Source organism: Caldifarcimen microaerophilum, assembly GCF_055387105.1.
Window position 1 is genome coordinate 2,022,163 of the sequence record NZ_AP038914.1, and the last position, 12,598, is coordinate 2,034,760.

At 61.1% G+C, this 12,598-nt stretch carries 9 protein-coding genes; 1 reads left to right on the plus strand and 8 read right to left on the minus strand.

The genetic code is table 11. From position 1 onward, the window contains the following. Positions 1-13 precede the first annotated feature (13 nt). The 4 genes from AC6HU3_RS09550 to AC6HU3_RS09565 form a co-directional block, all read right to left on the minus strand. Positions 14-2,917, minus strand: coding sequence for a UvrD-helicase domain-containing protein (locus tag AC6HU3_RS09550; protein ID WP_497473537.1), 2,904 nt, complete (start codon positions 2,915-2,917; stop codon positions 14-16). 4 nt (positions 2,918-2,921) lie between these two features. Then, the gene (locus tag AC6HU3_RS09555) at positions 2,922-5,279 is read right to left on the minus strand and encodes a PD-(D/E)XK nuclease family protein (protein WP_497473538.1); all 2,358 of its coding nucleotides are present in this window, start codon (positions 5,277-5,279) and stop codon (positions 2,922-2,924) included. Between the two features lie 83 nt (positions 5,280-5,362). Then, entirely contained in the window at positions 5,363-5,917 is a 555-nt protein-coding gene (locus AC6HU3_RS09560) for a CDP-alcohol phosphatidyltransferase family protein (protein ID WP_497473539.1), read from the minus strand. After that, positions 5,914-6,303 (minus strand): ribonuclease HI family protein, encoded by a 390-nt coding sequence (locus AC6HU3_RS09565; protein ID WP_497473540.1) that lies wholly within the window; start codon positions 6,301-6,303, stop codon positions 5,914-5,916. Before AC6HU3_RS09565 ends, AC6HU3_RS09560 begins: the two co-directional genes overlap by 4 nt. 132 nt (positions 6,304-6,435) lie before the next feature. Here AC6HU3_RS09565 and AC6HU3_RS09570 point away from each other — a divergent pair, with 132 nt between their 5' ends. Continuing rightward, positions 6,436-9,717: a S8 family serine peptidase gene (locus AC6HU3_RS09570; protein ID WP_497473541.1), complete on the plus strand. Its 3,282-nt coding sequence runs from the start codon at positions 6,436-6,438 to the stop codon at positions 9,715-9,717. 76 nt (positions 9,718-9,793) lie between these two features. On the opposite strand, the gene AC6HU3_RS09575 is transcribed toward AC6HU3_RS09570, so the two are convergent. From AC6HU3_RS09575 to AC6HU3_RS09590, 4 genes are read right to left on the minus strand one after another with little or no spacing between them, the layout of a single operon-like run. After that, positions 9,794-11,350, minus strand: coding sequence for an acyl-CoA carboxylase subunit beta (locus tag AC6HU3_RS09575; protein WP_497473542.1), 1,557 nt, complete (start codon positions 11,348-11,350; stop codon positions 9,794-9,796). Then, positions 11,343-11,912, minus strand: a complete 570-nt coding sequence (locus tag AC6HU3_RS09580; RefSeq protein WP_497473543.1) for an HD domain-containing protein — start codon at positions 11,910-11,912, stop codon at positions 11,343-11,345. The genes AC6HU3_RS09575 and AC6HU3_RS09580 overlap by 8 nt, the downstream gene beginning before the upstream one ends. Next, the gene (gene def, locus AC6HU3_RS09585) at positions 11,870-12,400 is read right to left on the minus strand and encodes a peptide deformylase (protein WP_497473544.1); all 531 of its coding nucleotides are present in this window, start codon (positions 12,398-12,400) and stop codon (positions 11,870-11,872) included. Before def ends, AC6HU3_RS09580 begins: the two co-directional genes overlap by 43 nt. Next, positions 12,397-12,588, minus strand: a complete 192-nt coding sequence (locus tag AC6HU3_RS09590) for a Sec-independent protein translocase subunit TatA/TatB (RefSeq protein ID WP_497473545.1) — start codon at positions 12,586-12,588, stop codon at positions 12,397-12,399. The genes def and AC6HU3_RS09590 overlap by 4 nt, the downstream gene beginning before the upstream one ends. Between the last annotated feature and the right edge of the window lie 10 nt (positions 12,589-12,598).

Consider the following 12,598-nt stretch of genomic DNA (forward strand, 5'->3'; position numbering starts at 1 on the left):
ATTGCCGGACCTCTTATCCCTCTTCCACCGGCACTTCCACCAGCGCGCCGGAGGGGACCAGCCAGAGATAGGCTTCCGCGCGGGTTCTGTCAAAGGCCCGGCGGGCGGCTTCGGCATAAAAGGACAGCACCTCCCGAAACGCCTCTCTCAACCTGTCCCATGCAGATTCCGGAACGTCAAAGGTCTTGTAGTCCACCACCACCACCCGGTCGGGCCCCACGAGAAGACGGTCCACCCGGCCCGTGACCAGCGTATCCCCCACCCGCAACGCAAAGGGCCATTCGGCATAGGCGTTGTCCCGGGGGAGAACCCATTCCGAAAACTTCGGATGGTCCTTCATCCGGGCAAAGGCTTCAAGTCCCCGCAAAAGAAGCGCCTCCCGAACCGCCTGCGAAAGCCGGGAGGTGGCAAGCCACGCCCGGAGAAATTCTTCCGGATCTTCCGGAGACACGTCTCCCAGCGAAACGGCCTGGAGGAGGGCGTGAAACATCTCCCCAAACGTCCGGTCACTGGGCGTGTGGGGAACGCTTTCCAGAAAGTGCTCCACCTCCTCCCCGGCGGGCTGCTGCACCACGACCCGGTCCACCGGGAAGGGCGGGACCCTCCGGCGTTCTGTCACCGTATGGGCCACCTCGCCCGCAGGATCTTCTGCTCCCACCCGCACCTCCACGCCCTCTGGAAGAAGAAGGCCAAAGGTCTGACATTCCGGATCCAGCGCCATCGCCCGGAGGAGGGTTCCCGCATACGTGTCCGATCCCTGAAGCGCTCCTTTTTTCGTGAGGGCGTAGGGAAGCACCACATGAAGGACATCCCGGGCACGGGTGAAGGCCACATAAAGGAGATTGACGCCCTGAAGCCGCTGGCGGGCCTGGTGGTGCACCCAGGGGGCAAAGTGATGCCGGGCATCTCCCGGGTTCACATACACCCGGATCTGATCCGCCGCAAGGTCTTCTTCCACCAGAACCTCGTTGTTCCGGGAGCTCACCATACGGCTTTCCAGTCCCACCACAAACACCACGGGAAACTCCAGCCCCTTCGCCGCGTGGACGGTCATGACTTGCACCGCGTCCACATCCACCACATCTGCCTGGCCTTCTTCCCGGCTTTTCGCGAACCGGAAAAGACGCTGCCAGATCTCCACCGCCGAAAGCCCCCGCGCCTCCCAGGCTTCCACAAGCCCCAGGAACTTGGCCAGGTTCGCCCGGCCCACCTCATCCAGATACGCGGGATAGGCCGCCTCCCGCACCCACCCCGCCAGAACCTCCGAAAGGGGCGTGGCCGGGAGCGCCTCCCGCCACGACTCCAGGGCTTCCAGCCACTCTGGACGCACAGCCCGCAGATGCCAGACCCCCTGCCCCTCCGGATGGAGAAGGGCATCCACCACGCTCAGGAGGGTGGTCACTTCAGGGGTCTGGAAAAAGCCCCGGCCTCCAGCCTGAACATAGGGAATATTCCGCTCCTGAAAGGCTTTCAGGAGATGGGGCAAAACGGTCCGGTTGGGGAAGAGCACGGCCATCTCCCGAAACGCCCGGCCTGCACGGTGTTCCCTGAGAACTTCCGCAGCCACGAGCCGTGCCGTCTTCTCCCGATCCTGGGCGATTTTTTCCCCTTCCTCCCGGGGAAGGAGGTGGAACACTACCCGTCCCTCGTCCGTCCGCTGGGCTTCGGCCTCTTCAAAGCGAAGCCAGGGAAAGTCCGCCCGGAGGTCTTCATACACCTTCCGGAACACGGTGTTGACGGTGTGAACAATGAGGGGGGCGCTCCGGTAATTTTTCACAAGGGACCGGGTTTCAAACCGGACGTGGGGGTTGTTCCGGGTCTGTTCCTCCAGCACCCTCCGGGCCTTTTCAAAGATTTCGGGGTTGGCACCCCGGAAAATATAGATAGACTGGCGGGGGTCACCCACCGCAAAGACGGAAAACGCCTCGCCCTTTTCGGTCTTCCGGGTCTCTCCACTGAACCAGTCCTCCACCAGACGCCACACAAACAGCCAGTTCAGCAGGTTGGTGTCCTGAAACTCATCCACCAGGAGGTGCTGGGTGGCCTCATCATAGAGTTCGAGAAGTTCAAAGGCCCGCTCATGATCTTCAAGAAGACGCAGAGCCTCCGCCTCCATATCGGCAAAGTCCATGAACTGGTGCCGGCGTTTCACGTGCTGAAGGGTGTCCCGAAAGGAAGCGTAGAGGGTGTGGAGGGGCTCATGGAGGGTGAGGAACCGATCCCACGCCCGGTGGGTTCCCAGAAGACGCTCCAGTTCTTCCTTGCGCGCTTTTTTCTCGGGCTTCCGCGCTCCTTTCAGCCCTTTCAGCTCCTCCTCATACGCTTCCCGGACGTCTTCGGAAAGGAGGGCATCTCCCGGCACGTTTACCTCCCCAGCCAAATCGGTGTGGGGGCGCTCTCCCCAGAATTGCTCCACCCGTTTGAGAAGGTCTGTTCCTGATGGAGCCTTTCTGCCCCTCCGTTCCAGCGCCACAAGACGCCGAAGAGCCTGGAGATCCGGATCCGTTGCCCGGCGGCGCCACTCCCGATAGGCTTCTTCCTTGAGAATCTCCAGATCCCCCCCCTGAAGGATGTCGCGGGGTGGGTGCCGGTCCGGATCCAGGAAAGAGGCCCGCTCCACAAGCCGAAGATAGGCCCCGTGAAAATCCGAAATCCGGAGGAAGGGGAAAGCCCAGGCCATCTGCTCAAAGAGTTCCGGGTGTTCACGGTGGAGAGATTCCATCACCCGGGTTTTCATCTCCGCAGCGGCGTTCCGGGTGAAGGTGATGGCCTGGACACGGAAAGCCTTCCAGGGGTCCTCGCGAACGAGATCTTCCAGAAGGGCCACAAACCGGCGGGTCAGGCGATGGGTTTTCCCTGACCCGGCCGGCGCCTGAAGGATCAGACTGGTCCGCGGATCCAGAAGGTTCTTCTCCATGGCTTCAGCTCCAGGAGGGCATGTGTTCCCGTCCCACCGGACAGATCCGGTTGAAGGGGCAGCTCCGGCACACCTCGTCCGCGGCGTCGGTGGTGGGGAACCGGCCCTCGAGAATGTCCCTTACCACATCTTCCAGAAACAACTCCCGGTTGGGCTCGAGAAACACCATCTGGCCTTCCCGGGGATAGAGAAACACCGCGCTTTCGGCCCGTTCCCGCATGGCCACATAGGCTTCCAGCTGAAGCATGGCCGCCGACTTTCTCCGCCCATAGGGCACGCTGCCCGTTTTGTAGTCCAGCACGAGTTCCTCCCCTTCGGGGGAAGCCACCACCCGGTCCCACCGGCCCCGGAGGGGAACACCCGCCACCTCCGTCACACCGGATCCTTCCAGGCTCACAAGCCGGCGGTATCCCATCTCCTCAAGTCGTGCTTCCAGGTCCACCATCCGATCGGCCAGGGCCCGCAGTTCTTCCCCAAACAGGGCCTGATCCATGGGGGATAAACCAGCCAGCATCTGCGGAATGGCAGACTTCACACGCTCCAGAAGGACGGAAGGCGAAGGGAGGTCTTTGCCCTCCCAGGGTTTGAGGGCGGTTTCGTAGGCCCGGTGAAATAGATCCCCCACATCCAGACGGGAGGGAAGGGCTTCGGGGAGTTCGATTTTGGGAACTCTTTGTACCACCAGGAGATAAAATCGGAATGGGCACTTCCCGTACTCTACAAGGTCCGTCGCCCGAAGCCCCTCGCTCTGAAAACGTTTTCTTAAATCATCTCGTTCAGAGGGCGAAAGTTCCACGCCTCCTTCCGGAAGTTCCGGGAGGGTTTCGCCGGCTTCATCCCACGGAAAATAGGCGAGAGACACGTGGACCTCCCGTTCGGCCGGCGCTTCCTGGAGAAAGGGGAGCAGAACGGGACTCGGGGCCACCTGGCGATCCTCGTCGTCCAGACGACTGGAGGAAAGCCACACATCGTCGTATCCCTTCAGGATCCGCTCAAATTGCCGTTTCTGACGCTCATACAGCTCCTGAGGCGGAAGCCAGCCAAAACGGTGGACGTGACGGAGGGGAACCCAGGGATGATAGGGGTAGGACGGCAGGGCGTGTTCGGAAAGGCCCACCCCATAAAGCCGTTCTCCCTCGAAGGGCACGTCGTCCGGGAAGGAGGCAAGCCACACCCCGCCTCCTGCGTCTTCTTCCGGCACGCGGAACTTCCGGGCGAACCGGTGGAGAAGGAGGCGGAAGGAGCGGGGGGCCAGACGGGGGTCCCCACCCGTTTCCACGGCAAACCGGAGTTCCTCCAGGAGGCGGTGAAGGCGTTCCCGGGCTTCCCGGTATCGGGGATGGTCCACCCACCGGAGGGCCTCTCCCAACCAGGCTTCCATGAGACTGATCCACCCCGAAACCGGCAGACGTCCCTCAGGATCCGCGCCGTTTGCATAGCGCTTGACAAGGTTCTTCCGGGCTTCTTCCAGTTTCGGGGACTTCAGAGCCGGTTCTTCCTGGATGCGCTGAAGGATGTTCTGCGGAACGTCGTCCGGGCTATCCGGCGAAGCGTATTCCACAAAGGCGAGACCCGCATCCAGCAGGTGGAACACGGGAAACTGGACGAGAAAGGGGCCCCCCGGTCGGATGAAGGGAATGCCGTAGTCGGTCAGCACCCGTTCCATCAGGGGAAACAGTCCCGGGCTTCCCAGGGCCACCACCGTCCGGTGAGGATGTTTGGGGGGATGGTCCCGGAGATGGCGGGCCACCGCATGGGCTTCTGCTTCCGTTCGGGGATAGATGCGGGCCTGGATCACCCGGAAGGGCTTTTCTTCGGGAAGGGGGGCAAAAGGAAACCATTCGAGGAAACGGGCGAGGGCTTCGGGAAGATACCGGTGGGCGAAGTCCTGCTTCACCGCATCGGCAGGAAAATGAACGCGAGATGCGGTCAGAAACAGGCCGGCCCGATCCATTCGCTCCTCACCCAGCCACTGTTCAAAGGCCCGTCGGCGTTCCCGGAGTTCCTGAAACCGTGTGAACACCGTGGGACGCGTTTCAAACACGCGCTGGATTTCGTCCCACGCCGGATCCACCTCCGGCTGGACCATGCGCCACTTCTGAATGAAGTCAATCTCTTCCAGGGCGCGTTCCAGGGGAAGGTCGGGGAAGCGCGAAGCATACCAGAGAGCCGCGTGGACGTCTTCCACGAACACCCGCTGCACACCGGCTTTCCGGAGCATCTCCTGGGCTTTGACCTCCGGTGTGACGAATCGGGGCATCGCCCCCCCGGCCACCACACCCCTTTCCCCCACGGCCGAAAGGAGGGCCTGGAGGGTGTGGTAGCGAGCGAGAAGCGCCGAAGGCACCAGTCGTTCTTTCATCGTCCCATAAACTCCTGTTCCCGCGCACGTGCATTCATCACCCTTATACCGCGGGGGGCTGAAAAATTTCCGGAAGCCACAGATCAGACGGTGACCGGGGCCTGTTCTTTTCGAAAGGCGTGAACCCCATACGTCCAGGCATACAGAAGGCTTGCCATCAGGGCGCTCGCAAGATAGAGCCAGAGGATGGCTTCCCGGAAGGGCCATTGCCCGAGATAGGCGAGAAGTCCCAGCACACCAATGATCCCGGTGATCCGCCCCCAGAAGCGGCTTGTGGGCATGAACCGGCGGAGCTTCCAGAGGGCGAGACCCACCAGGGTCGAAACGCTTTCCCGAACCCCCAGAAGCCACACCACCCACCGGGGCAGGTCCCGGTGGTCCGCCAGTCCCCAGGCAAGCAGCAGGATCACCGCCTTATCCGTGACGTGGTCCACCGCCCGACCCAGGATACCTTCCACCCTGAAATGGCGAGCCAGGAAACCGTCCAGGCCGTCGGAGATCACGAGCCAGGCAAGACCCATCCACAGGGAAGGGGAAAACCCTTCGGACAACGACATGCGGGTCACCATCCACCCTGCAACGGGCAGGCGGGAAAAGGAAAAAAGGTTCAACAGCACTTTGAGGCCGGCTTTCTTCACGATGCCGCTCCCCTGCGGGCCAGTTTCTGGGCCAGGGCGTTGGCCCGGTTTTCCTCCCGGGGAATCCACACCACCCGCGCGCCGGTCTTCTCAAGAAGGGTCCGGGCATACCGGTGAAGGACCTGAAGGCGGGGTTCCTTCACCTTCCACGTCCCCCGGAGTTGTTCCACCACCAGCCGGGAATCCATGCGGATCTCGGCACCCCGGAGTCCCCGCTCCAGAAGATCGGTCAGGGCAAAGATCAGGGCCCAGTATTCCGCCTCATTGTTGGTGAGGGCATCGCCCAGCACCACGCCCCGGGGCGTTTCTCCGTTCACCACCCACGCCGCCGCCGCCCGGCCAGGATTGCCGGAGGACGCACCGTCCACAAACACAACGGGTTGCACGGCCAAAGCATACAGAGCACGCCGGGAACCATCAAACGAGGGGTTGACAAACGGCCCCCGCATACCTATATATATCAAAATGGGTTTTATGTTGGGACCCGAGATATCAACCTCAAACGAGGAGGTGTGAGGATGTGGACGTGGTTTGTCGTGGGCGCATCCCTGTGGTTCTGGGGAAAACCGGTGGATCCGGCGAAAGCACCGCCCCCGGAACTCCAGGCCGCACCGGAAACACCCTACCGGGTGATCCAGTTTCCGCGACCCATTCAGGATGTCTGGCGGGAAGCCCTGCTGTCCCGGGGTATCACCATCTATGGCTATGTGAAGGAGAACGCCTATCTGGTGCGCCTGCCGAAGGATGCGGGTCCGGAACTCCTGCAGGGTCTTCCGGTGGTGGGGAACTTTCCCTATCAACCCGCGTGGAAGATTGAGCCGGACCTCGGGAAGCGGACCTTCACATCCCCGGAACGCAAGCAGAGCAACGAGTGGTGGCTGGTGGTTGAGGTGTTCCCCGACGTACGTCTCGTGGACGTGGTTGAGACACTGGAAAAACTCGGTGCTTCCGTCGATACATGGGTTGATTTTTCTCAGGGAAAAACCGTGGTGAAACGGGTTCAGATCAAAATCCCCAGGGACCGGCAGATTTTGTCCCGGATCGCGGCCCTGCCTGAGGTATGGAAAATCTGGGAAAAGGGAGAGTACCGCCTTTGGAACGACCGAAATCGCTGGGTCCTCCAAACCAACCAGGTGGACAACGCCAATCCTGACACCCTGATCTGGCAGAAAGGATTGCACGGTGAGAATCAAATCCTTGCCATCATGGACTCCGAACTGGACCCGAATTCCTGCTATTTTAACACGCCGGGGAAGGTGGTGGCCATCGATGTCTACGGCACGGCCACCACGGGAGGACCCCAGGACGCCCACGGGACCCATGTCGCCGGAACCGCACTCGGGAAAAATGGCAATGATCCTTACAACGGACTCGCTTATGAGGCACGCGTGTATTTTCAGGACATCGGGGACAACAACGAAAACCTTGTGGGGTTGAACGCCCTGGCTTCCCTGGTTCCGGCCTTTCAGGATGCTCTCAACAACGGGGCTTATGTCCACACCAACTCCTGGGGTGGTTCTTCCAACAGCTACGACAGTTATTCGCAGGATGTGGATCAGTTCACCTTTGACAATCAGACGTTCACCATTCTCTTTGCCATGGGGAACGACTCGGATGGAGAGAACATTGAAGACGGAACCATCGGTTATCCGGCCACGGCCAAGAACACCATCTCTGTGGGTGCAGCCGGTGAGCCCACCTTCGGGGCCCAGACACAGGATTCCCGGGCAGATTACTCCAGCCAGGGCCCCACGTACGACGGGCGAACGAAACCCGATGTCATGGCACCGGGGGGAGCCTGTGCCGACCTGACCTGTTCCATCAGTGGTTGTTCGTGCAGTGGGGGGACAGATCAGGTCATCTCCGCGGCTTCCTACGCATCGGGAGGATGTGGAACCACCACCATGCTCGGGACATCCATGGCCACACCGGCGGTGGCGGGGGCCGCCATCCTGGTCCGGCAATACTTCACAGACGGATTCTATCCTTCCGGATCCCCCAATCCGTCTGACGCGTTCACTCCCCTGGGGTCTCTCATCAAAGCCATGCTGGTTGCGTCCACCGATCCCATGGCCAACGAGCCCGATATTCCCAACAGCGAAATCGGGTGGGGACGGGTGAACCTCTCCAACGTTCTAAAGTTTTCGGATAGCAATTTCGAACTCTTTGTGGTGAACGCCACGTCGGGGCCCACCACGGGGCAGACCCTGACCTACACCATCAACGTGGACCAGGGATATCCCCTGAAGGTGGCCCTGGCCTGGTATGACGCGCCCGGGTCCAACCTGGTGAACGACCTGGACCTGGAGGTGGTGGCCCCAAACGGCACGGTCTATAAAGGTAACGTGTTTGCGAACGGCTGGTCCACGACGGGGGGAACGGCCGACAACCTGAACACGGTGGAAGCCGTCCGCATCCAGAACCCCACCCCGGGGACCTGGACCATCCGAGTCAAGGGTACCAACGTGCCCACACCGGCATCCGCGCCCTACAGCGGCCAGCCCTTTGGCCTGGTGGCCACCTATAAAGAGCTTGCGCTTTCCGCCGACCCGAAAATTTCCGTGAGTCCCGATACCGTCGTGGTGAACACGGAGTGCAAAGGTGTCGTGGACAGTGTAGGTGTGACCAATCTGGGCACACCGGACCTCGTGGTCAACAACGTTACCACCAACAACCCCCGCATCTTGATTCAGACTTCATCCCCTCTCACCGTCCTCTCCACCGCGACCGAATATGTCCGGTTTCAGGTGGATACCGCCGGGATGATGCGGGGATACCTCCCCCTGTGGGGCACCCTGTATTTCCACTCCAACGACCCCACGCCTGACCCGGACGACAGTGCCATTGTGAAAATTTACCACCCGTATCCGTATGATCCCGGTCAGGACTACGCCTCCACCTTCGCAACCGATGGGGGTGGATGGACGGCGGTGAACGCAAGCGGAAACGGGACCGGATGGCAGTGGGGAACCCCAACCGGATCCGATCCGACCTCGCCGACGGGCACCAGCGTCTGGGCGACCACGCTGGGTGGAAATTACGCCACCGATCTTGCCGACTGGCGGCTGGAAATGACCGTCTACCGGGGTTACTACTGCGGCACGCCCATGCTCATCATGACCCACTGGTATGACATGGAAACCGGAACGTCTGTGGGGTATGACGGCGGAAACGTGAAATACTCCCTCGACGGGGGAACCACCTGGAACCTTCTTACCCCCCGGCGGGGGTATGATAAGACCATCTCCACAAGCTACAACAGCCCCATTGCAGGTGAACAGGCCTTCACGGGGACCTCACCCGGTGGTGGCTGGGTGACGGACACCTTTGATCTCACGGCATGGGTCCTGTCCAAAGACGGGCGCCGCATCCCGGTGGAGCTCCTGTCGTCCCCCGGTGACTCCATGCGCATCCGGATCCAGTTCGCTTCGGACGCCAGCATCAACAATTACTCGGGGTGGTACATCGACGAGATCAAAGGAGTGGGGATCACGGCAGATCTCGCCCTTGCCGTGGGGGATCAGCCGGTTCAAACAGCCACCCTTCCGCCCTTCCGGCTGGCGAGTCCGGTGGTGGCCCACACCCGTGCCCTTGAGGTGATGCTCCACCTCACGACCCCCTCCCGGGTTTCGGTGGATCTCTTTGATGCCGCCGGGCGGAAGGTCCGAACCCTGTTCCGTGGCGTGGTGGCCGCCGGAGAGCATTCGGTGAAGGCGAACGTGAGCAAACCGGGGCTGTATTTCGTCCGGACGAAGATCGGGGATACGGTGTATCAAAAGAAGGTTGTGGTGGTGCGCTGAAGAGGTGGGGAGAAAACCCTGGCGGGCGGGGCCTCTGGCCCCGCCCGCCTTTTTTCAATCCTTTATCCCGCTCAACTCACAGGGGAATATTCCCGTGCTTTTTGGGCGGAAGGCGATCCCGCTTGGTGCGGAGAAGCTCAAGAGCCCAGATCAGTTTCTTGCGGGTTTCTCTGGGCTCGATGATCTCATCAATATAACCCAGGGACGCCGCGTAATAGGGATTGGCAAATTTCGCCCGATATTCCTCCACAAGACGCGCCCGCAGGGCCTCCGGATCGTCCGACTCGGCAAGTTCCTTCCTGTAGAGAATGGCAATGGCTCCTTCCGGCCCCATCACCGCAATTTCCGCCGTGGGCCAGGCAAAATTCATATCTCCCCGAACCTGTTTGGAGGAAAGCACGCAATAGGCCCCGCCATAGGATTTCCGGGTGATCACCGTGATTTTCGGCACTGTGGCTTCGGCATAGGCATAGAGGAGTTTGGCGCCATGCCGGATGATCCCTCCGTGCTCCTGGGCCGTGCCGGGGAGAAAGCCCGGCACATCCTCAAAGGTGATGATGGGGATGTTGAAAGCATCGCAGAACCGGACAAAACGGGCCGCTTTCACAGACGCGTCAATGTCCAGGGCACCCGCGAGATGCATGGGCTGCTGGGCCACGATCCCCACCACCTGTCCCGCAAGACGGGCAAACCCCACCAGGATGTTGGGGGCAAAGTCCCGGTGGACTTCAAAGAACGTGTCCCGATCCACCACCGTCTCGATGATCTTCCGCATGTCATAGGGGGCATTGGGGTCATCAGGGAAAAGATCCTCCACCACGGAAATATCCCGGTCCACAGGGTCTCCCGTATCCACAAAGGGGGGATCGTCCAGGTTGTTGGAGGGCAGATATGACAGGAGTTTCCGGATCCCCTGAAGGGTCTCGGGTTCGCTGTCATACACAAAGTGGGCCACCCCGCTCCGGGAAGCGTGGATGTCGGCTCCTCCCAGATCCTCAAAGGTCACCTCTTCGTGGGTGACCTGACGGACCACTTCGGGACCGGTGATGAACATGTAACTCGTGTGCCGGACCATGAAGATGAAGTCGGTGAGCGCAGGCGAATATACGGCGCCCCCCGCACTGGGTCCCATGATGGCGGAAATCTGGGGGATCACACCGCTCGCCTGCACGTTCCGCCAGAAAATCTCGGCATAGCCCGCCAGCGACCCCACCCCTTCCTGGATCCGGGCGCCTCCGCTGTCGTTGAGGCCCACGAGGGGAATCCCCAGTTTCATGGCCATATCCTGAAGTTTGACGATTTTCTCCGCGTGGGCCAGGGAGAGCGTTCCGCCGAACACGGTGAAATCCTGCGAAAACACCGCCACTTTCCGCCCCTCAATCTCGCCAAAACCCGTGACCACGCCATCTCCATAGATTTTCTTTTTTTCCAGACCGAAATCGTGGATGCGATGGGTCACGAACATGTCGAATTCTTCAAACGTTCCGGGATCCAGGAGAAGTTCCAGCCGCTCCCGTGCGGTCAGCTTCCCCTTTTCGTGCTGACGTCGAATCCGCTCCTCTCCTCCGCCCAGAAGGGCCTGTTCCCTGCGTTTCTGGAGTTCTTCAATGGCCTTGCGAAGACGCTTACCCATGGTTTCGCTCCTTCAATAGGGCCTCAAGCAGTTCCTGTCCACCGGGGACTTCTTCAAAGACCTTCCGGGTTCGGGGGTGATCAAAAATGGCCGGAAGAGGATGGCCCTGACGCTCATAATGGAGACTCTGGGAAAGGAGGTCCAGACGGTCGGCCAGGCGGACCACCCGGGCTTCCAGCGTGTCTCCCTTTTCAAACGCTTCCCAGAGTGCCTGGTATTCTTTCTGGAGAGATTCCGGGAGGGGGGAGAGCACGCGGGCCATGGCCCGGGCTTCGGCCTCCTGGACCCGGTCGTGACCCAGAAGATCCCGGGCTTCATAATGAAGATCGCCCAGGCGTGCCTCGCCCAGTTCGTGGAGGAGGGCCATGAGGAGAACCCGTTCCCTGGAGAGCGAATGGCCCTGGGATCGCAGGTGATCCGCAACCAGCAGGGCCCAGAACACGACACCAAACACATGATCCGCGATGTGCTCGCCATCCTCAAGGCCATAATGGAGGTAGCCCGCCCGGCGGAGGCGTTTCAGTCGGAGGATGTCGTCCCGGAGGCGTAGGATTGCTTCCATTCTGCAAGGAGGCGCATCCGCTCCCCGAGGGGGAGATGGTCAATGAAGAGGATGCCGTTCAGGTGATCCAGTTCGTGCTGGAAAGCCCGGGCTGCGAGCCCTTCCAGCGTTCCCGTCTCCTCCACGAGTTCGTTGCCTGAGAGGACCTGGGCACGGTAGTGGATGCGGGCGTATCGCCCCACCTCCGCATACAGTCCCGGGATGGAGAGACACCCCTCCTCCCCCATCTGCCAGCCCTCTTTGCCCGTGATTTCAGGATTGATGAAGGCCTTCACACCCTCCCCGATGCCGAGGGCCTCCAGGTCCAGAACGAACACCCGCCGGAGCACGCCAATTTGCGGGGCAGCCAGGCCCAGCCCTTCGGCTGCACGCACGGTGTCCGTGAGATCCTCCACCAGTTTGAGGAGTCCCGGATCCACACCCTCCACGGCCTCCGCTCTCCGGCGGAGGACCTCATCGCCCAGAAGCCGGATGGGAACCACGCTCATGGGGTGCTCTTCTTCTCTTCAGGCTCCTCCAGGGCGCTTTCCACGTCCGCCGTCACCTCGTTCACACTCTTGCGGAACTCGCGGAGCGCCTTGCCCAGTCCCCGGGCAAGTTCGGGGAGCTTTTTGGGTCCAAAGAGGAGAAGGGCCAGCCCGAAAATCAGAAGGACCTCAGGCATGCCCAGATTCATCTCACACCTC

Coding starts and splice junctions, on each gene's coding strand:
- def (WP_497473544.1), bottom strand. CDS start 12,400: ATGAGCGTGGTTCCCATCCGGCTTCTGGGCGATGAGGTCCTCCGCCGG.
- AC6HU3_RS09555 (WP_497473538.1), bottom strand. CDS start 5,279: ATGAAAGAACGACTGGTGCCTTCGGCGCTTCTCGCTCGCTACCACACC.
- AC6HU3_RS09590 (WP_497473545.1), bottom strand. CDS start 12,588: ATGAATCTGGGCATGCCTGAGGTCCTTCTGATTTTCGGGCTGGCCCTT.
- AC6HU3_RS09550 (WP_497473537.1), bottom strand. CDS start 2,917: ATGGAGAAGAACCTTCTGGATCCGCGGACCAGTCTGATCCTTCAGGCG.
- AC6HU3_RS09570 (WP_497473541.1), top strand. CDS start 6,436: ATGTGGACGTGGTTTGTCGTGGGCGCATCCCTGTGGTTCTGGGGAAAA.
- AC6HU3_RS09580 (WP_497473543.1), bottom strand. CDS start 11,912: ATGGAAGCAATCCTACGCCTCCGGGACGACATCCTCCGACTGAAACGC.
- AC6HU3_RS09575 (WP_497473542.1), bottom strand. CDS start 11,350: ATGGGTAAGCGTCTTCGCAAGGCCATTGAAGAACTCCAGAAACGCAGG.